The organism is Dactylosporangium sp. NBC_01737, from assembly GCF_035963215.1.
Taxonomy (GTDB): Bacteria; Actinomycetota; Actinomycetes; order Mycobacteriales; family Micromonosporaceae; genus Dactylosporangium.
On record NZ_CP109153.1, the window covers coordinates 10,071,351 to 10,097,294 of the forward strand.

The following is a 25,944-nucleotide window of genomic DNA, read 5'->3' on the forward strand; positions in this document are numbered from 1 at the left end:
CCGAGGCCGATGTAATGCCTCGGCCAGCCGGACGATGGGCAGTCGACCGGCAGCCGTACGGCGTTTGCTGTCCTTCGGTCCGGGTAGCGAGGGCCGTGTCGAAAGTGTTCGGGTCCCCGTACGACGTGTGGTGGGTCGTGGCCAAGACCCTGCTGCTGTATGCCACTGCAGTGGCCTGCTTCCGCGTCAGTGAACGCCGGACGCTGGCTGAGATGTCGGCGTTCGACTTCGTCGCGGCCGTCGCCGCCGGAGCCATCGTCGGCCGGGTACCCAACGCGCATGACGCCGGTTACCTGGCCGGCGCGGCGACGCTGATCGCGGTCCTGCTCGCCCATCGGCTCACCGCCCGGCTGCGCTTCCGGCCGTTGTTCGCCAAGCTGATCGACCATCCGCCGCGGCTGCTGGTCGCCGACGGCAAGGTGCTCGACGACGAGCTTCGCCGCGCCGGCCTGACCCGCCACGATCTGTACGGCCTACTGCGCCAGCACGGCGTCGACGAGCTCGGCTCCGTCCGGTTCGTGGTGTTCGAGCAACGAGGCCAGGTGTCGGTCGTGCGGCGCAGCGCCGCTGCCGACGCCGACCTCCTGCGTGACCTGTGATGAATGGAAGAGAGTGCCCACCCGCCGGCTTCGAGGTCGGTGCCGGTGACGTTGACGCACAGCCGCTGCCCGTGCCACAGCACGCCGGTGCATCGCTACGGTGCGCTACGAGATCGAGGTACTGCCGAGGCCGATCGTCATACCGTCGACCACGTACTCCGCGGCCGCCTCGGCCGCAGCCCGCTGCTCTCGCTCGACGTCTGCAGCCACATGATCTCCCGACGCCGGCGCCCAGTTGCGCGTGTTCGGAGTGTCGTGCTCAGGCTCTTCTTGACCTCATGAGCGCTTCAGACTGCGGTACCGGCGGATCAGCGCGTTGGTGGACGAGTCGTGGCCGAGTTCGGGTTCGTTGTCGCTGGTCAGCTCGGGGACGATCTGCACGGCGAGTGCCTTGCCGAGCTCGACCCCCCACTGGTCGAAGGAGTCGATCCCCCAAACTGTCCCCTGGGTGAACACGCTGTGTTCGTAGAGTGCGACCAGCGCGCCGAGCAGCCGGGGCGTGAGCTTCTCCGCCAGCAGGACGTTGGTGGGCCGGTTGCCCTCCATCACCCGGTGCGGTGCGACGTCCGGTGCGGTGCCCTCGGCCCGCACCTCCTGTTCGGTCTTGCCGAACGCCAACGCCTGCGCCTGGGCGAACACGTTGGAGGACAGGATGTCGTGGTGGTCGCCCAGCGGGTTGAGGGTCTGGCCGAACCCGATCAGGTCGACCGGGACGAGTCGGGTGCCCTGATGGAGGAGCTGGTAGAAGCTGTGCTGGCCGTTCGTGCCGGGCTCACCCCAGTACACCGGGCCGGTGTCGTAGTCCACGCGGTGCCCGTCGCGGGTGACGTGTTTGCCGTTGGATTCCATGGTGAGCTGTTGCAGGTACGCCGGGAACCGTTTCAGGTACTGCTCGTACGGCATCACCCCGATGCTCTGCGCGCCGAAGAAGTTCGCGTACCACACGGTGAGCAGGCCCATCAGTGCCGGCAGGTTCGCGTCGAGCGGTGCGGTGCGGAAGTGCTCATCCATCTCGTGGAAGCCGGCCAGCATCTCGGCGAACCGCTCTGGGCCGATCGCCAGCATGGTGGACAGGCCGATGGCGGAGTCCATCGAGTACCGGCCGCCCACCCAGTCCCAGAATCCGAACATGTTCGCGGTGTCGATACCGAACTTCGCGACCCGGTCGGCGTTGGTGGATACCGCGACGAAGTGTTTGGCTACCGCGGCCTCCTCGCCGAGCTGGCTGATCACCCAGTCGCGCGCGGAGTGCGCGTTGGTGAGCGTCTCCAGGGTGCCGAAGGTCTTGGACGAGATGATGACCAGGGTCTCGTCCGCGAACAGGTCGTGGGTGGCTTCCACGAAGTCGGTGGAGTCGACGTTGGACACGAACCGGAACGTCAGGTCACGCCGGGCGTAGTGGCGCAGCGCCTCGTACGCCATCACCGGGCCGAGGTCGGAGCCGCCGATACCGACGTTGACGATGTTGCGGATCGGTTTGCCGGTGTGGCCCTTCCACGCTCCGGACCGGACCCGCTGCGCGAAGCCCGCCATCCGGTCGAGTTCCTCGTGGACCTGAGCGACCACGTCCACCCCGTCGACGACGAGGGAACGTTCCTTCGGCGTCCGTAGCGCCACGTGCAGCACCGACCGGTGCTCGGAGGTGTTGATCGGCTCGCCGGCGAACATCATGTCCCGGCGCTGTTCCAGCTGGCACTCCCGAGCGAGTTGCTGCAGCAGTTGCAGGGTCTGGTCGGTGATCCGGTTCTTCGAGTAGTCGAGGTACAGCCCGGCCGCCTCGGCGCACAGCCGCTCCCCGCGCTGCGGATCCTCGGCGAACAGGTCCCGCAGGTGCCGTCCGCCGATCTCGGCCTGATGCTTCTGCAGCGCCTTCCACGAAGAGCGTTCACGCAATGGGATGGTCGGCATCGAGCCTTACCTCCAGTCGATTCGGGTCAGGTCAGCGCCGTGCGCTGTGCGGCGATCCTTTCCAGCAGATCGGTCCAGGCCGCGACGAACGACTTCGCGCCCTCGGCCTGCAGCTTCGTGGCCAGTTCGGTCACGTCGATGCCGGCGTCGCGGAACCGGGCCAGCATGGCGTCGCAGTCACCGCCGTCGGCGGGCATCGGTTCGCCCACCTCGCCGTGGTCGTAGAACGCCTGCAGCGTCGCGTCGGGCATGGTGTTGATCGTGAACGGCGCCGCGAGCCCGTGCACGTAGAGCGTGTCGGAGGCAGCTGGATCCTTGGTGCTGGTGCTGGCCCACAGCAGCCGTTGCACCCGCGCGCCGGAGTTCTGTACACGCTGGACCCGCTCGGAGTCCAGAAGCTGCCGGTACGCCCGGTAGGTTGCCAGCCCGACGGCGAGTCCGAGCTGCTCCTTCAACTCCTCCGGCACGCGCCCGGCGACCGCGGCGTCCCAGCGGGACATGAAAACCGAGGCGACCGACCCCACGGCAGGATCGAGCTCACCCTCGACGCGGCGTTCGACGCCGGCCAGGTACGCGTTCGCGGCGGCCTCGTACTGCTCGGCGGAGAACAGCAGGGTGACGTTCACGGGTACGCCGGATGCGATGCACTCGGTGATCGCCGGCAGGCCCTCAGGGGTGCCAGGGATCTTGATCAGCAGGTTGGGTCGTGCGGCCCGCGCGTGCAGCGTCTTGGCGGCCTCGATGGTTGCCGCGGTGTCGTGCGCGAGCAGCGGTGACACCTCCAGCGACACCCAGCCGTCCACGCCGTCGGTGCGTTCGTGGACCGGCAGGAACTCGTCCGCCGCCCGCCGGAGGTCCTCGATCGCCAATTCGAAGAACAGTTCCTCGTCGGAGCGGCCGGTCCTGGACTTGTCCCGGATCGCGTCGTCGTAGTAGCCCGACTCGACGGCCTTGTCGAAGATCGACGGGTTTGAGGTGAGGCCGGTGACCGCGTACCTGTCGATGTACTGCTGGATCTGGCCGGAGTCGAGCAGCCTCCGGGTGATGTTGTCGAGCCAGAGGCTCTGCCCGTGCTCGTGCAGGGTCTGGGTTGCCTTCACGTCTCCTCCTTGCCGGGGTCCGACAGCGCCGCGGCCAGCGGCGTCGGCAGCGCGCTGACGGTGCCGGCCGTGGCCGCCGCAGCGCTCATGTGTTTGCGGCCACTTGTTCGCGGGCGGCCTGCGATACCCGTTCGGGAGTGAACCCGAACTTCCTCAGGAGCTGTTTGAGTGGCGCGGAGGCGCCGAAGGTGTGCATGCCGACGACCGCGCCGGCGTCGCCCACGTACCGTTCCCAGCCGAGCGTGGACGCCTGTTCAACCGCGACCCGGGCGCGTACCGCGGGGGGCAGTACCTGGTCACGGTACTGGCGTGGTTGCCGGTCGAACAGTTCCCAGCACGGCATGCTCACCACCCGGACGGCGACGCCGTCGGCGGTGAGTTCGTCGCGTGCCGCGAGTGCCAGCGCCACCTCTGAGCCGGTGGCCAGCAGGATCACGTCCGGGTTGCCGGACGGCGGGTCGGCCAGCACGTACCCACCCATCGCCACCCCGGCCGCGGGGGCCAGCCGGTTGCGGTCGAAGGTCGGCAGCGGCTGGCGGGACAGCACGATCGCCGCCGGCTCGTGCCGCAGACCGGCGACGACCCGCCAGGTCTCGACCACCTCGTTCGCGTCGGCCGGGCGGAACACCAGCAGCCCGGGCATGGCCCGCAGTGAGGCGAGCTGCTCCACCGGCTGATGGGTGGGTCCGTCCGCACCGACCCCGATCGAGTCGTGGCTGAAGATGTGCAGCGTCGGGATCTCCATCAACGCGGAGAGCCGGATCGCGGCGCGGGCGTAGTCGGAGAAGATCAGGAAAGTCGACCAGTACGGGCGGAGCTTGGTGAGCGCCATGCCGTTGGCGATCGCTGCCGCGGCATGCTCGCGGACACCGAAGTGGAGGTTGCGTCCGGACCGGTCGTCGGCCTGGAAGTCGCCGGCGCCGGAGAACGTCTGGCGGGTCTTGGTGGACGGAGAGAGGTCCGCCGAACCACCCAGCAGCCACGGCACCGCCTGCGCGAGCGCGTTGAGCACCTGACCGGATGCGTCACGGCTGGCGATGCCCTTCGCATCGGCCGGGAAGGTGGGCAGCGCATCCTGCCAGCCGTCCGGCAGTTCACGTCGTTGCATCCGCTCGATCTCGTCGGCGAGCGCCGGGTACTGCACGCGGTACGCATCGAACCTCGACTGCCAGGCGGTGCGGGCCGTGCCGCCGCGCGTGCCGATGCCCTGGGCGAACCCCTCGTACACCTGGTCGGGGATGTAGAAGTCGGTGTCCTCGGGCAGGCCGAGGAATCGTTTGGTCTCCCGGACGGCGTCCGGGCCGAGTGGCTCGCCGTGTGCTTTCGGGGAGCCTTCCAACGGGGAGCCGTATCCGATGTGGCTGTGTACCAGGACCAGCGTGGGCCGCTCGGGTTCGGCCTGGAAGCTGTGCAGCGCCCGCTCCACAGCGTCGAGGTCGTTGGCGTCGGCGACGGTCGTGACGTTCCAGCCGTACGCCAGGAACCGCTCGGCCAGGTCCTCGGTGAACGTGATGTCCGTGTGGCCCTCGATGGTCGTGCGGTTCGAGTCGTAGATCCAGCACAGGTTGGCCAGGCGCAGGTGGCCGGCGAGCGAGGCCGCCTCTGAGGAGATGCCCTCCATCATGTCGCCGTCCCCGGCGATCGCGTACACGTTGAAGTCGAACAGGGGGAGGTTGTCCCGGTTGTACCGGGCGGCCAGCCACTGGCCGGCGATGGCCATCCCGACGGAGGTCGCCACGCCCTGGCCGAGCGGCCCTGTGGTGGTCTCGACGCCGCTGGTCCACCGGTACTCGGGGTGACCCGGACAGCGCGAGTCGAGTTGGCGGTACGTCTTCAGATCGTCGAGGGTGACCGAGGGACGGCCGAGGATCTCGTAGTCGGGGTCGACCGCCCGTACCCCGGTCAGGTGCAGCAGCGACCACAGCAGGGCCGAGGCGTGGCCCTCGGACAGCACGAACCGGTCCCGGTTGGGCCAGATGGGATCAGCCGGGTCGAACCGTAGGAACCGCTGCCAGAGGGTGTACGCGACCGGCGCGATCCCCATCGGGGTGCCCGGATGCCCGGACTCGGCCCGCTGGACCGCGTCCATGCACAGGCCACGGATCGTGTTCACGGACAACGTGTCCAGATCGGTCGTCATGGTCGTCAACGTGGCCTCCCTACATCCTGCCCAGCGTCGGTACTCCGACATGCCGACCGCGGCAGGGATGGACTCGGAACCGGGCCCGGTGCGCGGCGATCCGCTGGTTCGCACCGGAGATCTGCGGTACGTCGCAGACGCCCTCGGGAAAGCGCCTGGAAGCGCTCTTGTGATTCACCGTATCCACAGGTTCGCCATCGGGCCCAATACCCGGACCGAGTGATTGTTCTGTTGCGGATCGGCGCCGACGCAATCCTCACGCTCGCCGCGCTGCAACGCAGCGCGGCGAAACTTGGCCAACACCAACCCATCGCCCCTGTCGTGCGGAAAGCTGATCGCTCAGTCTGAGATGCACGTGGGGTGGCCGGCTACGCCGGTCGGTCCCGGTCCCTCATGTGGTCGAGGAGTGGTAGATGGCGGCGATGGAGGTGTCGAGCGCCTGGTTGAACTCGTCGTCGGTCTGCTGGTGCCGCAGGTTCTCGGTCAGCGCTCGAGAGAAGCTGGCGATCAGGCCGTGGTTGCGGGCGAGCCGGGCGTCGGCATCGTGCTGGGAGTAGCCGCCGGACAGGGCGAGCACCCGCAGGACTTTCGGATGCTCGATCAGCTCGGCGTAGAAGTCGTCCTGGGACGGGATGGACAGCTTGAGCATCACCTGCCGCCCGTCCGGCAGGGCCGGAAGGCGGTCGAGGATGCCCTGCCGCAGCAGTTCCTCGGCCGACCGCTTCTCGCCGCTGTGGATGTCGACCTCAGGCTCGATGATCGGCATGAGGTCGGCGTCGAGGATCCGCTCGGCGTAGCCGAACTGTTGATCGAGCACGGCGGCGACACCCGCCGGGTCGGACCGGGCGATGAACGAGCGCATCTTGGTGCCGAACACGCCGCGGCGGGTGGCCCGCGCAAGCACGTCGTCCAGCTTGGTGAAGGGCTTCATCAGCCGCACGCCGTCCGTCTCGTCGGCGAGCCCCTCGTCCACCTTGACGAAGGGGACGACCTGCTTGCGCTGCCACAGGTACAGCGGGGTGGCCGTGCCGGCCACCTCGCGGTCCATGGTCTGCTCGAACAGGATCGCGCCGAGGATGCGGTCTCCGGTGAAGGTCGGCGCGGTGATGATCCGCGACCGGAACTCGTGCATGCGGTCGAACATCTCGTCCTGGGTCGCATAGCCCGACTCCGGCACCCCGTACTGCGCCAGCGCCTTCGGGGTGCTGCCACCACTCTGGTCCAGTGCGGCGAGGAAACCGCGGCCGTGCCCGATCTTTGCCCCTTGTTCCTGGTCCATGCCCCGATCCTGGCACCAACGCCGGCCGCCCGTAGACGAATGGCGACGAGCTCACCACCACCAGGTACCGCCGCACGGGTGGAAACGGTCACGGTCCGGTTGGTGGCGGGCTCGGATGGTGCGGCAATGGGCGGGGCGGCGCCGGACAGGATGGTTCTCATCCCCTGGCCCCACCTGCAACGCCACATCGATGACGATCATGCTCGTGGCATGAAACCGTGATTCCGCCCCGCCACCGGCTTCCTACCTTGGACGGCTCCAAGTCCAAGCACCGGTGGTCAGGGGGACCGTGATGGCGATCAGTAGAAGAGCCCTGTTGGGCGCGGCCGCAGTCGTGCTCGCCGGCGCCGGCGTGGAAATGTTCGCCAACCGCACCGCCATCGGCGCGACGGACGGCAGGCCGCTCGCGACCCCGCCGCCCACGACGCCGCCGGCGAAACTCATCGGCGACGGCAGTACCCAGGACACCGGTCCGCAGCCGAACCAGCCACTCCCGCAGCGCCTCGCGCCGGGCGAGCAGCCGCCGCAGTTCGTCGTCATGTCCTGGGACGGCGCCGGGGAGACAGGCGCCCAGCTGTTCAGCCGGTTCCGCGGCCTCGCGCAGGAACTGCCCGGCGCCATGACGTTCTTCCTCTCCGGGATCTATCTGCTGCCCGAACGCAACCGGACGGTCTACAAGCCGCCACGACACCAGGCCGGCGCATCCGACATCGGCTACCTCTCCGACGAGTCGGTGCACGCCACGATCGAGCAGGTCGGCAAGGCCTGGCTCGACGGCCACGAGATCGGCACCCACTTCAACGGGCACTTCTGCGGCGACCGCGGGGTGAAGACCTGGTCCCCCGGCGACTGGGACGCCGAGATCGACCAGGCCGTCGCGCTGGTCACCCAGTGGCGCACGAACACCGGCTTCACCGACCTGCCGCCGCTGCCGTTCGACTACACCAAGGAGCTCATCGGCGGGCGTACGCCGTGCCTGGAGGGACAGGCGAATCTGCTGAAGGCCCAGCGGGTGCAGCGGTGGCGGTACGACACGTCCGGCACGGGAACGCAGCGCTGGCCGGCGAAGTTCGCCAACGGCCTGTGGAACCTGCCGATGCAGCAGATCCCGTTCCCGGGCCACAGCTTCGAGGTCCTCGCGATGGACTACAACATCATGTACAACCAGTCGGGCAACCCGAACGGCGACGCCGCCAAGCGCGCCACCTGGCAGCAGCAGGCCCGCGACGCGTTCCTCGCCGGCTTCCGGCGCGCCTACACCACCAACCGCGCGCCGCTGATCGTCGGCAACCACTTCGAGCGGTGGAACGGCGGCATCTACATGGACGCGGTCGCCGACGCCGCCCGCCAGATGGCCCAGTACGACGGCGTGCGGTTCGTGTAGTTCCACCAGCTGATCGACTGGCTCGAGGTGCAGGACCCGGCGGTGCTCGCCAAGCTGGGGACCCTACCCGTCGGGCAGAAGCCGGCCGGCGGCTGGGCCACCTTCCTCGGCGCCGCTCAGCAGTAGACGGAGATCCGACGCGCAGCCTCTACCGCTAGGCGGTCGATGAGCTCAGGGAGCGTGATCCGCTCGCCAGTATGGTCGCGATCAGTGCCTTGACGGCCGGACGCTGCTCCGCGCGCGGATTGGCCAGCAGTACCAGGTCGATGGTGCCGAGCTCGGGCAGGCGGTGCGCCGGGCCGAGGACGGTGAGCTGCGGGGGTACCAGGCTGGCCGGCAGCGCGGAAACGCCGATGCCGGACGCGACCCCCGCGATCAGGCCGTTGACGCCGCGGCAGACGCAGGCGCTGCGGTATGGCAGTTGCGCCCGGTGGAGCGCCTTGCGCATCTCGTCGCGGGACAGGCTGGGCGCGGCGTACACGACCAGCGGGATCGGTCTGGTCAGGTCGAGTTTCGTGGCGGGCGTGCCGACCCAGACGAGCCGGTCGCGCCGGACGAGCTGGCCGCGTTCGTCGCCCGGCGCGCGTTTGCCGACCAGCACGTCGAGCTTGTCGTTGACCATCCACTCGTGCAGGACTCGGCTCTGTTCGACGGTCAGGTAGAAGTCGACCATCGGGTTGTCGCGGCGGAACTCCCAAAGGATCTGCGGCAGCCGGGTCAGGGCGAGGTCGTCGGACATCCCGATCCGCAGGCGGCCGCGGGGGCGGGAGCCGGTGAAGTACGCGACCGCCTGCTCGTGGGCGGCGAGGATGGTGCGCGCGAAGCCGAGCATCGCCTCGCCGTCGGCGGTGAGCGCCACCGTGTGCGTGGTGCGGTGCACGAGCGTGCGGCCGACCTGCTCCTCGAGGCGGCGGATGTGCTGGCTGACCGTCGGCTGGCGGATACGCAGCCGGGCCGCGGCCTGCGTGAAGCTGCCGGTCTGCTCGACGGCGAGGAGGGTGGCGAGCAACTGCGGATCGTATGCTGCGGTCATAGCAATTCAATATAACTGCGAGTCGGATCATCGGTCTTCCGTATGTCGGGCAGGCCAGGAAGGGTTGAGGCCGTGACAACGGCTTCAGCAATCGCCGAGAGTCCGTTCGCCGCGTTACGTTTCCGCGGCTACCGCATCTATCTCACCGGGCAGGGTCTTGCCAACACCGGCGCCTGGATGGGCAGCATCGCGCTGGACTGGCTGGCGCTGCGGCTTACAGACAGTCCGACGGCCGTCGGTGTCACGATGGCCCTGCAGTTCCTGCCCATCCTGTTCCTGGGCGTGCACGGCGGTCTGCTCGCGGACCGGTACCCGAAGCGCCGACTCCTGCTCATCACCCAGACGGTCAACGCCGGGCTCTGGGGCACACTCGCCGTGCTCACCATCGCCGGGTCCGTGCGCATCGGGCACGTGTACGCCTTCGCGCTGCTGACCGGGCTCGTCTTCGCCGCCGACGCCCCGACCCGTCAGGTGTTCGCGAACGAGGCCGTACCGGCGAGCCATCTGCGCAAGGCCGTCGCCCTCAACGCCTCGGTCTTCCAGGCCACCCGGCTCGTCGGCCCGGCGCTCGCGAGCCTGCTCATCGGCACGGCCGGCATCGGCTGGGCCTTCGCCGGCAACGCCCTGTGCTACATCGGGCCGACCATCGCCCTGCTGCGGTTACGGCCGGGCGACCTGACCCCCGCGCCGCCGGCGGAGCGTAAGCCGCGCGCGTTCCGCACGGCGGCCCGCTACGTCCGGCGGCGGCCGCGGGTGTTCTGGACCATCGTCCTGGTCGGCGTCATCGGCACCTTCGGCCTGAACTTCCCGATCGTGCTGACCGCGGTCGCGACCGAGTCGTTCGCGGGCACCGCCGGCCTCTACGGACTGTTCAACATCGTGCTGGCTGCCGGGTCCGCGCTGGGTGCGCTGGTCGCCGGAGCCACGGTGTCGACCGGTTTGCGGCGCATCCTGCTGTACGGCGGATTGTTCGGCGTCGTCCAGGCGCTCGCCGCGATCGCGCCGAACCTGCTCGTCCTCCTGCCGCTGCTGGCTGCGCTCGGGTTCGTGAACCTGGCGTTCCAGGCCCTCGCGAACGCCTCCGTCCAGCTCTGGGTCGACCCGTCGATGCGTGGCCGCGTGATGGGCCTCTACATGCTGGTGTTCACCGGCGGTACCCCGCTGGGCGCACCGATCATCGGAGCGCTCACCAGCGCGTTCGGCGCGCGCGCCGGGATGGCCGTCTGCGGGGTGATCCCCGCCGCGGCGGCCGGGGCGATCGTGCTGATCCAGCTCCGCCAGCGGAGAACCTCGGAGCTCTCCGCACGGCTTGAGCATCCCCCGCCTTGAGGGACATCAACCGCTCCATCAAAGCGGGGAAGCTTACCTGCCTGGCTCGTCGCCGCATCGACGTCCTCCACGCAATGCTGCGCGACCGAACCCCGGACCCAGATGTGGCTGCGCGAGACAACCCGCGAGGACCTCAACGCCACCTCAAGCGCCGGACTGTGGTTCGGCGCTCCAGCCGTCGCCTTCGCCATCAGCACCGCACCACCGGGCCAATGCGTGCAGGCTCTGGAGCAGCTGGACGCCGCCGTCATCCGATTGACCCGACGCCAGCTCCACGCTGTCGATGCCCGGACTTGACCTCTGCGACCGTTCGCATTGCGATCCCCGCCCTGCCGGGAGGCCGGGCGCAGCCGTTCACGAACAGGAAAATTGTTACGCAACGATAGCCTCACCCAGACTCGACATCGGATTTGCCGGGTTCTATCCGAATTTGCGGTTCGGGAGCCGCGGCAGTCGTATGTGCGCCTACGGTTCCTAGATAACTGACGAGCCGCGCGGATCGATGGCGCGGGCTCTACGGCCAGGTACCCCTTCCCGGAGCCGGTCGATGTCCTCGTCGGATAGATGTAGGGCACTGCCCGGTGGCTGGACCTGGGGAACACCCCGGCGGGTGGGACATCGATGGCCGGTCCGAGGCGCTGAGGAAACGGGCGAAACCGAGGGCCGTGCTGAGCCCGATCGCCCACCACACAGGCGCGGCGCCGGCCGGCTGCTTCGCCCAGGACACGGCGTGCCCGATCGTCTGGCGCTCGGCACCCACGCCGTCGAGGTAGGCGGCGAATTGGTCGAGCGTCTGGCCCCGGCAGGCGAGCTTCTAGCCCATGGCCCGGCGGGTGGCCAGATAATCAACCGCGGCGGAGGAGAAATCGAATCACGCCTTGTGAACCGCGATCGGATGTGACCGATGCGGCTCAACTTCGGGCCTGCCCGTTGTTCGGAGTAGGGATTCGTGGCAGTAGGACGGCCGAAGTGAGGCCGAGGACCGCGACAACGGTGAGGACGGTCAGTGATGCTGCGTAAGGGTGGCGGCCGGGTTGCGCGGCGGAGACGATGACAGAGCCGGCGAGTGCAGTACCGAGCGATGAGCCGAGGTTCGATACGGCGCGGGAGAGCCCGGAAATGTCGCTTTGGTCGCGATCGGGGAACGCGGATTGCACGAGGTTGACCGACGCGGTGAGCATGGTGCCGAGGCCGAGCCCGGCGAGGAGGAGGCCTGGGATGGTGCGCCAGACGCCGGTGCCGGCGGCGACGAGGACGAGCAGGAGGGCCAGGCCGGCGACGGTGGCGGCGAAGCCGCTGATGATCAGGGTCCGCTGGGTGCGGCGGCGGGCGAAGCGTTCCGCGGCGGCTGAGGAGGCCAGGATGCCGGCGGTGGCGGGGGTGAGCACGAGACCGGTCAGGATCGCGTTGTAGCCGCGGGCGTTCTGGAGATAGACCGCAGTCACAAAGAAGGTGCCTTGCATGACGAGCCATTGGGCCGCTTGGGTGCCGAGGCCGAGGTTGGCCACGTTGTTGCCGAACAACCTCAGATGCAGCAGCGGTTCGTGGCCGCGGCGTTCGGTGCGGCGCAGGTGCAGGATGAACGCGGCGAGTGTGAGCGTGCCGAGGGCGAGCGTCGGCCAGACCGGGGACACGCCGCCTTCGGCGATCAGCACGTGGCCGGCGATGCTGAAGTCGGTCCGGGCGGTGGTCCAGCTGTAGGTGGTGGACTGCAGGACAGCAAGGACGACCAGCAGCAGGCCGGCGGCGGACAGCAACGCGCCGGTGACGTCGAAACGCGGGGCTGGTCCGGGGCGGGGTGGGGTGGGTAGGTGCCGGATCAGCACGATGATCCAGGCGATGACGAGGACCTGCAGTAGGAACGACGCTCGCCAGCTGATCAGGCTGGTGATGAGACCCCCGATAAGCGGGCCGGTGGCGGCGCCGAGGGCGCCGGCGCCGCTGACGATGCCGAAGTACTTCGCGCGGGTGGCGACGTCGGGGGACATGACGGTGACCAGGATGTAGATCGGCGGGATCATGAGGGCCGATCCGATGCCTTCCAGCAGCGCGTTGCCCAGGAGCATGAGGCCGAGGCCGGGAGCGATCGCGGCGAGCAGAGCGCCGGTGCCGTACAGCAGCAGCCCCGCGACCAGGCATCGTTTGCGTCCCCAGACATCGGTGAGTTTGCTGCCCGGGATCATCAGCGCGGCCATGGTGAGCGTGAACAGTGTGATGGTGGCCTGGATGCCGAAGACGGTGGTGTGCAGGTCGTGGGCCATCGGGGTGATGGCGACGTTCATCGCGGTGCCGGCGTAGCTGCAGATGAACTGGGCCAGCGCGAGGGGCAGGATCGTCGCCCGCGCGGCGTCGGCAGGCTGGCGGGTCGGCACTCATCGATCCTGGGCGGTGTCCCGTCGTATCGCACCATCTGGTCAGGGTGACGTGAGCGCAAGCCCGATCACTCCTTTCGAGTGAACCCACCTTCCGGGCATCGCCGAACGGTGGAAGCCGAGACTGCACCGGCGGAAGGGACGGATGATGGCGGCCACACACTGGTATCAGCGCAGCGCGGGCGGGGATCGGTCCTCGCCGTTCGATGAGGATTACCTGCAGGTGCTGGTGCTCGGCGTGGTCACGGCGTTGTTCGGGCTGGCGGTGCTGATCTGGCCCGGGCAGACCTTGCGGCTGCTCGGCGTGGTGGCCGGGGTCTGGCTCATCGCGCTCGGGGTCATGCGGGCGGTGACGGCGTTGCGGTCGGACACCAGTTCCAGTCGTCGGGTGCTGGCCGGGGTGATGGCGGTCGTGCTGCTCGCGATAGGGGTTACCTGTGTGCGCAACGCGGACGGCGGGGTGGTGGTCCTGGCGGCGCTGCTCGGGATGGGATGGCTGCTGAGCGGGTTCGCGGTGCTACTGATCGCGATGCCGGCCAAGGGATCGGCGCGGGGCTGGCTCAGTGTCCTCGGGGTCGCGTCGGTGCTGGTCGGGATCGCATTCCTGCTCTGGCCCGGCCCGTCGCTGACGACGCTGGTCCTGATCAGTGGGATCGGCGCCGTGCTGATCGGTGCCGGCGAGGTCGTCTTCGCCCTGCGGCTGCGAACCGAGGGCCGCCAACTCCAGACCGGTTCCTAGCTGGGCCACCGTCACGTCACCAACCTGGCTGGGCCAGGTCCTCCGCGGGGAGCGAGGTGCACGCCACGGCCGTCGGCAAGCCTGGACTGCACGTACGCTGCGACGCCAGGGGGACATCGTGCACCGTTACGGGCCCGTCCGGCTCTCGCTCACTGATCACCACAGCGGTCCGGTACCACCGTCACCCCGGTCGCGGCACCCCGCGACCGATGCGTGAGCGGCGCCGACAATGAGCGCCGCTGAGGTGCCGGGGACGCAGCGCCGCGACCGATGGTCCCGGCTGCTGCCGGCCGGGCAGCGCAGACCGATCGCAGAGCTGGCCGACCAGGTCGACCTCACCGCGGGCGACCAGGCCGCGAAACGGTCCGCGTTCTGGTCGATGCTGGCACTCTCGGCGGTGATCGCCGCTGCCGGAGTCCTCGCCGACTCGACCGCGACCGTGATCGGCGCGATGATCATTGCACCGCTGTCCAGGCCGATCATGGGCATGGCGCTGGGCATCGTGACTGCCGACCGGCGCCTGCTGCGGCAGTCGGCCGGCATCGTCACGGCCGGCATCGTCACGGTCGTCGGCATCGGTGTCATCGCCTCGCTCGCGGTTCCAGGCGGTGTGCACCTGCTCGCCAACAGCCAGGTGTCCGGGCGCACCGCACCGCGCCTCGCCGACCTCATCGCCGCGGTGGCGACCGGGGTGGCCGGCGCGGTGGGCCTGTCCCGGCGCGATGTCAGCGACGTGCTGCCCGGTGTCGCCATCGCCATCTCGCTCGTGCCGCCCCTGGCCGTGGCCGGGGTCTGCGTCGGCCAGGGCGAGCTCGCGCTCGCCGGTGGCGCCCTGGTGCTGTTCGCCTCCAACGTGTTGTCGCTGGTCCTGGCCGGCACGGCGGTGTTCGCCACGTACGGCTACGCGAGGCGGACGCGTGGCCTGGCACGCGCCTACGTGACCATCGCGCTGCTGATGGTGGTGCTGCTCGTGCCGCTCGGCGCGAACACCGCCGCGAACCTTCTGGTCAACGCCTGGACCAACCGGATCACCGCCGCAGCGATCCGGTGGGTCGCGCCCGTCCCAGGCGCCGAGGTCCGCACGGTCACCATCGCCTCGCACACCGCGCTGATCGACGTGCTCGCACCACAACCGCTACCACCGGCCGGCACTCTGCTCGACGCCCTGCACGGCCAGGTGCCAGCCGGAATCCGGATCGTCATCACCGTCGCCAACGGCCGGCAGATCGACGCGGGCAGCGTCCGCTGACCGGCCTCAGGATGGTCGACGAACCGATTGTTGCGGCCTTCGGCCAACGGCACCGGCCACGACGGCATCCCAGACGTGTACGAGATCACCGGTTCGGACAAGACGTCGGTGTTGCCGCCGGCGGGGTTGCGCCAGGTCATGCCGGCAGCGGTCAGTTCCAGCGGGACGCCACGCCGGCTCGGCACCGTCACCATGACTGCCAGCAGTGTCATCAGCACGATGACGCCGGCCATGAACCAGACGAACGCGGTGGTCATGGCCGACGACGCCGGGTCGTTGCTGCTGAACCGCCGGACCTGCGCCACGACCGTCGTCATGAAGGCGCAGAAGGTCCGCATCCACAGCACGGTGGCGCCTGATGACAGAAGCAGACCGATGCCGAACCCCGTGTCCGTCAGCACGAACCGCGCCGGTCGTGCGCGCCGCGCCGCTGTGCTCAGCGCCCACAAGTTGTAGGCGGCGGCAGAGACCTGGACCACCAGGACGCACGTTGCGACCAGTGCGGCGATGAGAAACCACAGGACCGTGCTGTGCACCCAGTGCAGGCTGATCGCGGCGGCGTACACCACGACACCGGCCACGATCACGAGCCGGGACCGAACCGGCTCCTTGCCCACCCGTTGACGCCAGGTCATGCCGATCATGGCGTCCGTGGGACGCAGGCTCCGCAGCGTCGGGTGATCGAGTAACCTGGCAGACAGGTGTGCCGGGAAGCCTGGTCGGCGATGTTTTTGCCGACCCTTCCCGCAGGAGCCGCATGAATCCCGTACCTGACCGGACACGTCAACGCCCGCTGCTGCTCGGACGCGGGAGTTGGGGCGAGGCCAGCCGGATCGGCGACATTCTGCGCACGGAAACGGTCGGCGGTGCGCTGCTGCTGGTCGCAGCGGTGATCGCGCTGGTCTGGGCGAACTCGCCGTGGCGGGGCCTCTACCACGACCTGAGCGCGGTCCGGGTCGGTCCGCACGCGCTGCGCCTGGACCTGACCCTGGCGCAGTGGGCCGCGGACGGTCTCCTCGCCGTGTTCTTCTTCGTCACCGGGTTGGAGCTCAAGCGGGAGTTCGTCGCCGGGGATCTGCGGGATCCGCGCCGGGCGGCGCTGCCGGTGATCGCCGCGGTCGGTGGGATGATCGGCCCCGCGGTGCTCTACGTGGCGGTCAACGCCGGCAACCGCGAGGCCCTCGCCGGGTGGGCGACGCCGACCGCGACCGACATCGCATTCGCCCTCGCCGTGCTGGGCGTGATCGGCGCGCACCTGCCGGCGGCCCTGCGGACGTTCCTGCTGACCCTCGCCGTCGTGGACGACCTGCTCGGCATCACGATCATCGGACTGTTCTACACCGACGACGTCAACCTCGTGCCGTTGGCGCTGGTACTGGTCCCGCTCACCCTGTTCGCGATGCTCACCCACCGGCAGGTGCGGGCGTGGTGGATGCTGCTGCCACTGGCGGCCGCGACCTGGGTACTGATGCATGAATCCGGTGTGCACGCCACCATCGCCGGGGTGCTGCTCGGGTTCGCGGTGCCGGTGCGACGCCGCCCCGACGGTTCCGGCTGCGAGCTGGCGCAGCAGTTCGAGCGGCGGTGGCGGCCGATCTCGGCCGGTGTCGCGGTGCCGATCTTCGCGTTCTTCGCTGCCGGCGTGACCGTCGTCGGGGATGGGCCGCTCGCCCCCCGGCTGGCCAACACGGTCACCGTCGGGATCGTCGTCGCCCTGGTGCTGGGCAAGACGATCGGGGTACTCGGGTCGACCTGGCTGGTGCAACGCTTCACCCGCGCCCGGCTCGCGGCGGATCTGAGCTGGTGGGACGTGTTCGGGCTGTCGGTCCTGGCCGGGATGGGGTTCACCGTGTCGCTGCTGATCGGTGAGCTCGCGTTCGGCGCCGGAACCGAACGCGACGCCCACGCCAAGATCGGCATCCTGCTCGGATCGCTGCTCGCCGCCGTACTCTCCTCGGTCGTGCTGCGCATCCGCAACGCGCACTACCGCCGCGTGCGCAAGATCGAGGAGCTCGACCTCGACGACGACGGCATACCCGACGTCTACCAGACTGAGGATCCGCGTCCCTGAGCCGCACTTCCGTCCTTGCGTGCACGGCGTACGTCGACGGCAGGTGCTGCGCGGTCGTATCGTCGTCGGCCTATTAAAGATCTTTCGGTTTGTTGGTGAGTCGTTGCCGGTCGATCGGGTTGCTGCGTATGACAATCAGGTTCATGACTGCTTCACCTCGGTCTGCCGGTCCGCGCCGCAGGGTGGTTCGCGACGTGGAAGCGTTGCGGGAACAGCGGATCGCGGAGCCGCCGCGCACCTCGACGCTCGACCGGCCGACGCCTCACGCGTGAGGCCGCTCGCAGTATCGTCCGGTCGGCGGTCGCAGTCAGGAGGAACTCATGACACGGGTGCTGGTGGCCGAGGACATGCAGGTGCTGCGCGACACGCTGGTCACGGTGCTCGCGCTCGAGGACGACCTGGACGTCGTCGGCGAGGTGTCCCGCGGCGACGCGGTGCTCACGGCCGCCACGACCCTGCGACCCGACGTGGCGGTCATCGACATCGACCTGCCCGGCATGGACGGGCTCGTCGCAGCCGCCGCGCTGCGGGACGAGGTTCCCGAGTGTCGCGTGCTGATCCTCACCGCCCTGGCCGTGCCGGCCAACCTGCGCCGCGCCCTGACCGCACAGGTGGCCGGCTTTCTCGGCAAGGACACCCCAGCACAGGAGCTCATCGCCGCCGTGCGGCGGGTCGCCGCCGGCGAGCGGGTGATCGACGCCCGCCTGGCAGTGGCGGCGCTCGAGGTTCCGCCGAGCCCGCTGTCGCCGCGCGAGGCGGAGATCCTCGCGCGCTTCGCGGAGGGCAGCGAACCGGCCGACATCGCCGCCGAGCTGCACCTGTCATATGGGACGGTGCGCAACTACCTGGCCTCGGCCGTCACGAAGCTCGGCGCCCGCAACCGGATAGACGCCATTCACGTGGCGCGGCGGTCAGGGTGGCTGCAGTAGTCCGGAGTCGTCCCGGAGGTTTGTGCCGCCTAGCCCTCGCCCGGCGACCCGGCGCCGGTCGCCGCCCCGGCGTATGACCAGCACAGCTCGACGGCCAGCCGCGACTTGCCGCACCCCCCGGCGCCGGTCAAGGTCACCAGCCGATGCGACTCCAGCAGGTCATGAACACGGCCGAGCTCCCGCAACCGTCCGACGAACGAACTGACCGGAACACGCAGGTTGTGTCCCACCATGACGTCGATCGTAGGTCGCCGCCGGCGCCGTCTCGGCCACCTGCCCGTCGAGACGGCGTAGACGGTAAGGCGCCATCGAGGGTCGAGCGCGGGGTCCTCAGGGTGCGGCCGGATCGATGACGTCGGCGAGGCCGATCGGACGGCCGGCCGGCGCGGGCGGCAGGGGGGCCCGGACGTCGAGCGTGAAGCGGCCGTCCTCCGTGCTCGCGGCGAGGCCGCCGCCGACGCTTGCGACGCGCGCGGTGAGGTTGGACAGCCCGCGCCCACCGGCGACCGGTTCCACCGGCCGCGCGGGCTGACGATTCGGCTGTACGGCCGCGACCCCATCATTGCTGACGCGGAGCACGACCTCGTCACCGCGCGTGCTCAGGTCGATCTCGCACTGCGCGGGCATGGCGTGGCGCAGCACGTTGGCGATCGCCTCCCGCAGCACGGTGGCCAGCAGCGCGTCGGCCTCGGCCGGCAGCGTCTCGGCGGCCGGCCCGATGCGGGCGTCGACATCGATGCCGGCCGAGGCCAGCACCTTGCGCGCGGCGCCCAGCTCGGCTCGCAGCGACAGGGCCGGCTCCCCGGTGGTGACCGCCTGGATGTCGGCGCGGGTCTGCGTGGTCAGCCGCACCAGCGCCTCGAGCTCGTCGCGCGCCCCGGCGTTGTCGCGGCCGATCAGGCGTCCCGCCAGATCGCACTTGAGCGCGGCCACGGACAGTCCCAGGCCCAGGAGGTCGTGCGCGTCGCGAGCCGCCCGGAGGCGCTCGGCGTCGGCGGCCGCGCGGGTCAGCTCCTGCCGGGCGACCGCCAGCTCCTCCGCGAGTTCGGGTAGGCGCGACAGCCCGTACACCGCCAGGCCCGTCGACGCCACCAGCCCCATGAAGTACACGCTCGCCGGCGCCTCATCCGGGTACAAGAGCGCCCGCGGTACCGACACGCTCGCGACGACCGCGGTGAAGCACAACCACGCCCACCGCCCCGGCACCAGCAGCAGCAACGAGCCGGCCGGGAAGCCCACCATCCCGACCAGGGACGTTCCCTTGTCGGCGAACGTGACGGCGATAACCACGATCGGCAGCAGCACCTGTACCGCCAGCGTCGCGGCCCAGGCGCGCGGGCGCCGGCCGGCTCGGATGCCCAGCGAGTGGTAGGCCTGCAGCGCGGCAACGACGGCGATGACGCCGACTCCGGCAGTGACGGCCGGCCCGCCGTCGAACTCGTCGGCAACGACCACCAGGTGGTGACCGGCGAAGGCGCCCAGGTCGACGACGAGCACCAGCAGCGCCAGCCGCGGCGCCACGGTGATGCCGACCCGCCACGGTGTCGGCGGCTCCGTGCGACCGGCCGGATCGGCGACGACGGTCTGGCGCACCTGCTCCGTCGCCTGGCGCGCGACCCGCGCCGCCTCGGCCAGGTGCGCCCGCGCCCGGTCCGGGTCCGGCCCGAGCGCGGCCAGCGCGGCGCCGGCATGTGCCGTCACCGCCTCGAGCCGATCGCCGACCGTCGCGCGCAGGCGTGCGGCCGTCCGCAGCCGCTCCTCGGTGACGGCGGCGTCGGCCAGTTCGGTGCGGGCCAGGCGCAGCTCGGCGACCAGGCTCGACAGCCGGACCAGGCCGAACAGTGGCAGGGCCATGTCGATCGGCACGACGAACACCCAGGAGACGAACTGGGCCCCTCCTTCGGGGTACACACCGAAGACGGCGAGGCGGAGCACCGCCTCGACCGCGACGATGGTGGCGAGCAGCAGCCACGACACGCGGGGTGCGACCGTCAGCAGCAGCAGGCCGCCGAGCAGGCCGGACAGCCCGACCGCCCACTGCCCGCCGAACACCAGGAACGGGACGTACGTCAGCACCGCCTGCGCGGTGAGCAGCGGCCAGGTGTAGGCGTCCCACAGCCGGCGGCCGCGCGGAATGGTGTACAGCAGCGGCAGCCCGAACAGCGCCGCCGCCATGAAGGCGCCGGCCAGTCCGGTCCCCAGGCCGACCGCGACGCCGATCCTTGCCGGGAGCAGCAGGCACAGAAACACCGTCGGGAAGGCCCAGGCGAGTGCGGAGGCCCCCGCGGCACGGCTGCGGCCACCACCCATCACACCGCCTCCGTCCCACGTCGCCCGCGCCGGCACGAACCTACGCTGCGAGGTCACGGCAAGCGGACCTGCTCCGACCGTAACGTCCGCCGGCTTCAGAACGGCTTCGCCTAGACGTACCGCTCCTCGTCGGACTTTTGGTAGTCGTGGATCTCGTCGAGCCGGCCGGCCGCGGCCAGGGTCGCCCACGCCGGGTTGCCCAGCAGGACGCGGCCGAGGGCGACCAGGTCGAACTCACCCGCGTCGAGGCGATCGAGCAGGCCGCGCAGCGCCCCCGAGCTCAGGAACGCGCGGGTCAGGCCGACCGAACCGACGGTGATGGACGGCAGTCCGGTGATGTGCCGGGCCCAGCCGGCCAGATTGCGTGACGAGCCGGGAAACGCGGGATCGGCGAACCTGCGCTGCGAGGCGTGCAGCACGTCGGCACCGGCGGCGGCGAAGGCCTCGAGGATCACCGCCAACTCGGCGGCTGAGCCGGCAATCCGAGCGGCGTAGTCGCGCTCCTTGAACTGGGAGAACCGCACGATGAGCGGCATGCCGGCGGGCAGCTGCGCGCGGACCGCGCGGATGATCTCGGTTGGGAAGGCGGCCCGGCCGGCCGCCGATCCGCCGAAGCCGTCGGTGCGCCGATTGGTGCGCGACCAGAGGAACTCGTCGAGCAGGTAGCCGTGCGCGGCATGGATCTCGACCGCGTCGAAGCCGGCCCGGACCGCCGAGCGGGCGGCTTCGGCGTACACCGTGACAACGGTGTCCAGGTCGGCGAGGGTCATCGCGTGGGTGCCGTGCGGCACACCGGACGGGGTCCACGCCGCGATGCCGTCGGTGCATTCGCGGGCGCTGCCCACGTGCCACAGCTGGGCGGCGATCCGGCCACCGGCGGCGTGCACCTCATCGGTGACCAGCCGCCAGCCGCTCTCGGCCGGGCCGGCCGTCATCCGCGGTACCGCCGTCTCGTGGCCGGCGCTTGGATGGCCGACGAGAACCCCCTCGGTGATGATGAGGCCGATGCGGTGCTCCGCGCGGCGCCGGTAGTAGGCGGCGACCTCGGGCGTCGGGACGCCGCCCGGTGAGCGGCCTCGCGTCATGGGAGCCATTACGAGCCGGCTGCCGAGCTGGAGCCCGGCGAGCGTGGTCGGCGCGAGGAGCGAGCCCAGCAGCGTTGGCGCCGCGGTACTGATCCCGTCGATGTCCTGCATGGTGGCCTCCATCGCCGGCGCCGCTCAGATGTCCTCGACGCGTTCGAGTCTGGCCGCCGGGGAAGGGCCCGGCAAGTGCCGCGGTCACGACTTCGACGTGCGGTGCACCCGCGCACCGCATGCACGTTGCACGCTCGACCGGCTCGCCCGGCCGACGTTGATGAAGCCGGGCTGAAGCCGCCCCTGCGTAAACTGTTCCGGCCGTGTTGGGCGCCCCCGCACGGGTCGAGCACGGCGAGGCGAGGTAGATGACCGACAGGCGACTGCGACCGGCGGATACCGCCGACGTCGAGGCGATCGCGCGCATCTGGCACGACGGCTGGCATGACGGGCACCGGGGACACGTGCCGGACGCCTTGCACGAACATCGCCGGCTCGACGACTTCCGCCGGCGGGTTCCCGGCCGGCTGGCCGCGACGACCGTGGCGACGACCGGGTCCGGGCTCGTCGGATTCGTCACCGTGCTCGACGACGAGGTCGAGCAGGTGTACGTGAGCCGGGAGGCCAGGGGCAGCGGCGTGGCGGGCGCGCTGATGGCGGACGCCGAGGCCCGGATCGCGCAGCGGCACCCGGTCGCCTGGCTGGCGGTGGCCGTCGGCAACGCCCGCGCTCGCCGGTTCTACGAGCGGCTGGGATGGTACGACGCGGGACCCGCCGACTACCAGGCCGAGATCACCGGCGGCACATTGGCGGTTGCCGTTCGCCGCTACGAGAAGCGGGTGGCGCGGCCCGCCTCCGGTGCCTTCTCGGGGGCGTGGGCCGCGTTACGCGCGACCGTCGCCGGCCTGCGCGACGAGGACTTCGCCCGGCCCTCCGGCTGCGCCGGCTGGCTGGTGCGAGACCTGGTGTGTCACCTCGTCATCGACGCCCAGGACGTGCTGATCACCTTGGTGACGCCCGCCGGCACGGCGCCGACCCGCGACGCGGTGACCTACTGGAGCGTCGCCGAGACGCTGCCGACCGGCGACGACCCGCTCGATGCGCTGACGGTCCGGCTCGCCACGGCCTACGACGAGCCGTGGCTGCTGCAGCACCACCTCGACGACGTCGGTGCGGCCGCCGGGCGCGCGGCCGAGCTCGCCGACCCTGGCCTGCGGGTCGGCACCCGCGGCGAGGTGCTCACCGTGGGCGAGTACCTTCGTGCGTACGTGCTGGAGTGGACGCTGCACCACCTCGACCTGGTCGCGCATCTGCCGCATGTCGCCGGGCCGCCGGCGGACGGGCTGGCGGAGTCGCGCGAGCTGCTCGAGAAGATCTGCGGTGCCGCGTTCCCCGGCTCATTTTCGGATACGGACGCGCTGCTGCTGGCCACCGGCCGGCGGGCACCGATCGACGACGACCGGGCCGCCATGCGCGAGCTCGCCGCGCGGCTCCCGATCGTCCTGACGTGACGTGACCGGCGCCGACCGGTCGTTACGAGGGGACCGGTCCCGGCGGTGTCGACCGGATGGCGGTGGCGGTCATGCGCGGCCGCCGGCGATCCGCCGCACGACCGCGACGATGTCGGCCGCGGACGCCGCCTTGGACAGGTAGCCCGCGGCGCCGCAGGCCCGGACCCGCGGCTCGATCCCGGCGACCGCCAGGCCCGTCAGGATCAGCACCCGGCAGGCCGGGAGCGCGGCGCGCAGGGCCGCGGCCGCGGCCAAGCCGTCGACACCGGGCAGGTCCAGGTCCAGCACCGCGACGTCCGGCGCCAGGACCCGGGCGACCGGCACGATCCGGTCCCCCGAGGCCAGCGCGGCGACCACCTGCAGGTCGTCCTCCAGCTCCAGGACTGCAACCAGCGTGTGGCGGTACACCTGCGAATCTTCAGCGACGAGGACCCTGATCGCCGTCACGGCACCGCCTCGACCGCCTCCCGGGTGACCTCCGCGGTCCGTTCGGCCCGGCCACCGCGCCGGCGACGGAGCGCCCCGACGGCCCACCACACCGCGCCGACGCAGGCCACGCCGCCGAGGCCGTAGAGCAGCGGCAGCAGCAGGGCCCACCACGGCCAGCCCGGTCCGGTGACGCCCTTGAGGTCCGACGGCGGGTACTCCAGGGTCTTGGCCCGCCACCGGGCGGTCGGCACGTCGACGGTCCGGGCCATGTCGCGCAGCGCCGCGTCGAAGGCGAAGCCGGGCTGGGCGTGCGGATACTCCGGTACGAGGCCGAGCGACCGGCGCGCGCGGGCGTCAAGGTCGGCCCGCTTCGTGACGGCAGCCCCGGCGCCCGGGACGATGAGGCGGTCCAGGCCGCGTTCGGCGAAGGCGTCGCCGCGCGGGACGAAGACCAGACCGTGCCGCGAGCGCACCGGTGCTGTGGACCCGGCGCCCAGCGCCACCGTGCGCGCGGCGTATGCGGCCTCGGTGTACGTGCAGAAGATCGAGGCGAGCTCAACCTCGCCGACGCCGTCGGTCAGCACCACGCCGATGGTGGGTCTCGGCCGGAACGTCAGGTTCACCCCGGCGACCGTGTCGCGAAGCCCGAAGGTCGACTCCGGCAGCGGCGCCGGAGCGCCGGGCGAGTAGTGCCGCCACCCCACCGCGGCCGCTGCGGCGGTCGCCGCCGAGGTGCCCAGCATACGCTCGATGACCCGCAGCGAGCCGTCGATGCCGGACAGCACCCCACCGGTGGTGATGATGTCGTCGTCGACGTAGCGGGTACCCCGCCGCCAGCCGACGCCCGGGTACGCCTCCTCCAGCGCGCCGAGCCGGTACCAGTGCGACGTCGCATCCCGCCCGTCCAGGAGCCCGGCCGCGGCCACCAGCTCGACGCCGATGCACACGCCGAGCACCAGCGAACCATGCCCGGCCTGGCGTGCCAGCCACTCCCGCACCGGCGCGTTGACCGGCTGGTCGGGCTGTGGCGTCTGCGGCACCACGACCACGTCCGGCGCCTTGCCAGCGAGCTGGCTGTCCAGCTCGGCGAGGCTGAGGTCGGGAACGATGTCCAGACCGCCGAGCAACGGCACCCGCCGGCGCTCCGGCGCGACGGTGTAGACGTTGAACGCCCCGGTCGCGGCGAAGGTCTCGTACGGGTTCAGCGCGTCGCCCACGTTGGCGCCCAGGTTGCCCAGGAGGATCACCACCGTGCGCTTGGCCGGATCGTGGACCGGCGGCTTCGTGTCCCGCAGTTCCGCCGGCACCGCCGTATCGGCGGCCATCTCGTACAAGGTGTTCTTGTACGAGATGGCGTTCGTGACGCCCACCAGAGTGGGTGGCATCGCCACGGCGAGGATGAAGACGCCGATCCGCAGCAGCCGGCGGCGCCATTTCCCGAGTCTCATGGTGTCCTCCCTCGCGTTGTGCCGACGGTGTCGAGTCTGTCGACGACACGGCGCCCGCAACTAGTGGCGAGGACACGAATGCGGCATGCACTTCGCACACTCCCGGGATGCACAACGGCGGTGGATGTCGTGCGCGCGACACCTGGCGCCCGGGAGCCGGCGGCGCCGAGACTGCCACCATGGACAAGACCGAACACCTCGGCGCCGCCGCACCGGCGCGCCGGTCGCCGAACTGGGGCCGTTTCGCCCGCCACTACGTGGAAATGGTGGTGGCCATGTTCGCCGGCATGCTGCTGCTGGGCGGCGCGCTGCGCGTGACCCTCGCCATGTCCGGCGCCGACTACTCGATGGAGCGTTTCCCCGAACTGACGCTCGTGGAGATGGGCGCCACGATGGCCCTCGGCATGGCCGCCTGGATGGCGATCCGGCGCCACAGCTGGACGAGCAACCTGCAGATGAGCCTGGCCATGCTGGTGCCCGGCGTCGCGATGGTGCCGTTCGTCCGGCTCGACCTGCTGTCGGCCGGCACCGCGATGGTGATCGAACACGCGGCGATGTTTCCGCTGATGCTGCTGATCATGCTGCGCCACCGCGACGAATACCTGGGCCACCACCACCGCTGACCATCCAGCAGCGCGTCCAGCTCCCCGGCCTGTGATCGGTCGCCTGCGCCAGCCGGCGACCTGGGCGATCAGCCCAGGTCGCGGTCCGCGACAGCAGGATCCGACGCTGGATGGGCGATGCCGCAAGGGGCCGGCATCGCCCTGGCGCTCACAGGTCACGGTCGCGCATGCCCACACCTCCGATCTGGCCCCGGATCCATAGATGCCGTAGCGGATTCAACTACACGCCAGGCTTCACATCGGCTTCGACAGAGCCGGCCAGGTGGGTGCGGATGGCCTCGACGTTCGTTCCCTCGTCGAAGGTGTGGTCGACGCCGGGGCTGATCAGCATGTTCAGTGCCAGTTGCCAATGCGGGCGGACCCGGGCGGCCGTCCTCCTCCCGCCCGCACATCACCGTCGCGACATCGCTGGCGC

General features: G+C 70.5%; 22 protein-coding genes. 11 read left to right on the forward strand and 11 right to left on the reverse strand.

Going from position 1 to position 25,944, the window contains the following annotated elements; all coding sequences use genetic code 11:
- Positions 1-95: 95 nt before the first annotated feature.
- A complete protein-coding gene (locus tag OHA72_RS46215; protein ID WP_327002457.1) occupies positions 96-599 on the forward strand; it encodes a DUF421 domain-containing protein in 504 nt (167 codons plus the stop codon).
- 276 nt (positions 600-875) lie between these two features.
- Here OHA72_RS46215 and pgi read toward each other — a convergent pair whose 3' ends face one another.
- The 4 genes from pgi to OHA72_RS46235 form a co-directional block, all read right to left on the reverse strand.
- Complete coding sequence (gene pgi / locus OHA72_RS46220) at positions 876-2,507, reverse strand: glucose-6-phosphate isomerase (RefSeq protein ID WP_327002458.1); 1,632 nt, start codon at positions 2,505-2,507, stop codon at positions 876-878.
- A 26-nt stretch (positions 2,508-2,533) separates the two neighbouring features.
- Positions 2,534-3,607: a transaldolase gene (tal, locus tag OHA72_RS46225; protein ID WP_327002459.1), complete on the reverse strand. Its 1,074-nt coding sequence runs from the start codon at positions 3,605-3,607 to the stop codon at positions 2,534-2,536.
- 85 nt (positions 3,608-3,692) lie between these two features.
- On the reverse strand, positions 3,693-5,747 hold the full coding sequence (gene tkt / locus OHA72_RS46230; RefSeq protein WP_327002460.1) for a transketolase: 2,055 nt from the start codon (positions 5,745-5,747) through the stop codon (positions 3,693-3,695).
- Positions 5,748-6,138: 391 nt separating this feature from the next.
- Positions 6,139-7,026, reverse strand: a complete 888-nt coding sequence (locus tag OHA72_RS46235) for a fructose bisphosphate aldolase (RefSeq protein ID WP_327002461.1) — start codon at positions 7,024-7,026, stop codon at positions 6,139-6,141.
- A gap of 316 nt (positions 7,027-7,342) precedes the next feature.
- On the opposite strand from OHA72_RS46235, the gene OHA72_RS46240 reads away from it, so the two are divergent.
- Entirely contained in the window at positions 7,343-8,410 is a 1,068-nt protein-coding gene (locus tag OHA72_RS46240) for a polysaccharide deacetylase family protein (protein ID WP_327002462.1), read from the forward strand.
- A 154-nt stretch (positions 8,411-8,564) separates the two neighbouring features.
- Here the strand turns inward: OHA72_RS46240 and OHA72_RS46245 are convergent, their stop codons facing one another.
- Positions 8,565-9,443: a LysR family transcriptional regulator gene (locus OHA72_RS46245; RefSeq protein ID WP_327002463.1), complete on the reverse strand. Its 879-nt coding sequence runs from the start codon at positions 9,441-9,443 to the stop codon at positions 8,565-8,567.
- A 72-nt stretch (positions 9,444-9,515) separates the two neighbouring features.
- On the opposite strand from OHA72_RS46245, the gene OHA72_RS46250 reads away from it, so the two are divergent.
- Positions 9,516-10,772 (forward strand): MFS transporter, encoded by a 1,257-nt coding sequence (locus tag OHA72_RS46250; RefSeq protein ID WP_327002464.1) that lies wholly within the window; start codon positions 9,516-9,518, stop codon positions 10,770-10,772.
- 730 nt (positions 10,773-11,502) lie between these two features.
- Positions 11,503-11,673, forward strand: a complete 171-nt coding sequence (locus tag OHA72_RS46255) for a hypothetical protein (RefSeq protein WP_327002465.1) — start codon at positions 11,503-11,505, stop codon at positions 11,671-11,673.
- 10 nt (positions 11,674-11,683) lie between these two features.
- Here the strand turns inward: OHA72_RS46255 and OHA72_RS46260 are convergent, their stop codons facing one another.
- Positions 11,684-13,144 (reverse strand): MFS transporter, encoded by a 1,461-nt coding sequence (locus OHA72_RS46260; protein ID WP_327002466.1) that lies wholly within the window; start codon positions 13,142-13,144, stop codon positions 11,684-11,686.
- A 148-nt stretch (positions 13,145-13,292) separates the two neighbouring features.
- On the opposite strand from OHA72_RS46260, the gene OHA72_RS46265 reads away from it, so the two are divergent.
- The 5 genes from OHA72_RS46265 (at position 13,293) to OHA72_RS46285 (ending at position 18,132) form a co-directional block, all read left to right on the forward strand.
- The gene (locus tag OHA72_RS46265) at positions 13,293-13,883 is read left to right on the forward strand and encodes an HdeD family acid-resistance protein (protein ID WP_327002467.1); all 591 of its coding nucleotides are present in this window, start codon (positions 13,293-13,295) and stop codon (positions 13,881-13,883) included.
- Between the two features lie 229 nt (positions 13,884-14,112).
- The gene (locus tag OHA72_RS46270; protein ID WP_327002468.1) at positions 14,113-15,132 is read left to right on the forward strand and encodes a TIGR00341 family protein; all 1,020 of its coding nucleotides are present in this window, start codon (positions 14,113-14,115) and stop codon (positions 15,130-15,132) included.
- Positions 15,133-15,207: 75 nt separating this feature from the next.
- Positions 15,208-15,588 carry a hypothetical protein gene (locus OHA72_RS46275; protein WP_327002469.1) on the forward strand — a complete coding sequence of 127 codons (381 nt, stop codon included), beginning with the start codon at positions 15,208-15,210 and terminating at the stop codon, positions 15,586-15,588.
- 301 nt (positions 15,589-15,889) lie between these two features.
- Complete coding sequence (gene nhaA / locus OHA72_RS46280; protein ID WP_327002470.1) at positions 15,890-17,203, forward strand: Na+/H+ antiporter NhaA; 1,314 nt, start codon at positions 15,890-15,892, stop codon at positions 17,201-17,203.
- 320 nt (positions 17,204-17,523) lie between these two features.
- Complete coding sequence (locus OHA72_RS46285) at positions 17,524-18,132, forward strand: response regulator transcription factor (protein WP_327002471.1); 609 nt, start codon at positions 17,524-17,526, stop codon at positions 18,130-18,132.
- Between the two features lie 29 nt (positions 18,133-18,161).
- On the opposite strand, the gene OHA72_RS46290 is transcribed toward OHA72_RS46285, so the two are convergent.
- The 3 genes from OHA72_RS46290 to OHA72_RS46300 all read right to left on the reverse strand — a co-directional run bounded on the left by OHA72_RS46290 (position 18,162) and on the right by OHA72_RS46300 (position 21,638).
- Positions 18,162-18,365 carry an AAA family ATPase gene (locus OHA72_RS46290; RefSeq protein ID WP_327002472.1) on the reverse strand — a complete coding sequence of 68 codons (204 nt, stop codon included), beginning with the start codon at positions 18,363-18,365 and terminating at the stop codon, positions 18,162-18,164.
- Positions 18,366-18,462: 97 nt separating this feature from the next.
- On the reverse strand, positions 18,463-20,442 hold the full coding sequence (locus OHA72_RS46295) for a sensor histidine kinase (RefSeq protein WP_327002473.1): 1,980 nt from the start codon (positions 20,440-20,442) through the stop codon (positions 18,463-18,465).
- A gap of 110 nt (positions 20,443-20,552) precedes the next feature.
- Entirely contained in the window at positions 20,553-21,638 is a 1,086-nt protein-coding gene (locus OHA72_RS46300) for an oxidoreductase (RefSeq protein ID WP_327002474.1), read from the reverse strand.
- 248 nt (positions 21,639-21,886) lie between these two features.
- Between OHA72_RS46300 and OHA72_RS46305 the strand changes: the two genes are divergently transcribed.
- Positions 21,887-23,029 (forward strand): GNAT family N-acetyltransferase, encoded by a 1,143-nt coding sequence (locus OHA72_RS46305; protein WP_327002475.1) that lies wholly within the window; start codon positions 21,887-21,889, stop codon positions 23,027-23,029.
- Between the two features lie 69 nt (positions 23,030-23,098).
- On the opposite strand, the gene OHA72_RS46310 is transcribed toward OHA72_RS46305, so the two are convergent.
- Positions 23,099-23,476: a response regulator gene (locus OHA72_RS46310; RefSeq protein ID WP_327002476.1), complete on the reverse strand. Its 378-nt coding sequence runs from the start codon at positions 23,474-23,476 to the stop codon at positions 23,099-23,101.
- Positions 23,473-24,906 carry a DJ-1/PfpI family protein gene (locus tag OHA72_RS46315; RefSeq protein WP_327002477.1) on the reverse strand — a complete coding sequence of 478 codons (1,434 nt, stop codon included), beginning with the start codon at positions 24,904-24,906 and terminating at the stop codon, positions 23,473-23,475. The genes OHA72_RS46310 and OHA72_RS46315 overlap by 4 nt, the downstream gene beginning before the upstream one ends.
- A 179-nt stretch (positions 24,907-25,085) precedes the next feature.
- Between OHA72_RS46315 and OHA72_RS46320 the strand changes: the two genes are divergently transcribed.
- Positions 25,086-25,529, forward strand: coding sequence for a hypothetical protein (locus OHA72_RS46320; RefSeq protein ID WP_327002478.1), 444 nt, complete (start codon positions 25,086-25,088; stop codon positions 25,527-25,529).
- Positions 25,530-25,944: the final 415 nt, after the last annotated feature.

What these genes read in the sequence shown, in the direction of transcription:
- OHA72_RS46245 (WP_327002463.1), bottom strand. Translation starts at nt 9,443, where the DNA reads ATGACCGCAGCATACGATCCGCAGTTGCTCGCCACCCTCCTCGCCGTC.
- OHA72_RS46305 (WP_327002475.1), top strand. Translation starts at nt 21,887, where the DNA reads ATGACCGACAGGCGACTGCGACCGGCGGATACCGCCGACGTCGAGGCG.
- OHA72_RS46270 (WP_327002468.1), top strand. Translation starts at nt 14,113, where the DNA reads ATGAGCGCCGCTGAGGTGCCGGGGACGCAGCGCCGCGACCGATGGTCC.
- OHA72_RS46295 (WP_327002473.1), bottom strand. Translation starts at nt 20,442, where the DNA reads ATGGGTGGTGGCCGCAGCCGTGCCGCGGGGGCCTCCGCACTCGCCTGG.
- OHA72_RS46320 (WP_327002478.1), top strand. Translation starts at nt 25,086, where the DNA reads ATGGACAAGACCGAACACCTCGGCGCCGCCGCACCGGCGCGCCGGTCG.
- OHA72_RS46265 (WP_327002467.1), top strand. Translation starts at nt 13,293, where the DNA reads ATGGCGGCCACACACTGGTATCAGCGCAGCGCGGGCGGGGATCGGTCC.
- tkt (WP_327002460.1), bottom strand. Translation starts at nt 5,747, where the DNA reads ATGACGACCGATCTGGACACGTTGTCCGTGAACACGATCCGTGGCCTG.
- pgi (WP_327002458.1), bottom strand. Translation starts at nt 2,507, where the DNA reads ATGCCGACCATCCCATTGCGTGAACGCTCTTCGTGGAAGGCGCTGCAG.
- nhaA (WP_327002470.1), top strand. Translation starts at nt 15,890, where the DNA reads ATGAATCCCGTACCTGACCGGACACGTCAACGCCCGCTGCTGCTCGGA.
- OHA72_RS46235 (WP_327002461.1), bottom strand. Translation starts at nt 7,026, where the DNA reads ATGGACCAGGAACAAGGGGCAAAGATCGGGCACGGCCGCGGTTTCCTC.
- OHA72_RS46315 (WP_327002477.1), bottom strand. Translation starts at nt 24,906, where the DNA reads ATGAGACTCGGGAAATGGCGCCGCCGGCTGCTGCGGATCGGCGTCTTC.
- OHA72_RS46300 (WP_327002474.1), bottom strand. Translation starts at nt 21,638, where the DNA reads ATGCAGGACATCGACGGGATCAGTACCGCGGCGCCAACGCTGCTGGGC.
- OHA72_RS46290 (WP_327002472.1), bottom strand. Translation starts at nt 18,365, where the DNA reads ATGGTGGGACACAACCTGCGTGTTCCGGTCAGTTCGTTCGTCGGACGG.
- OHA72_RS46285 (WP_327002471.1), top strand. Translation starts at nt 17,524, where the DNA reads ATGACACGGGTGCTGGTGGCCGAGGACATGCAGGTGCTGCGCGACACG.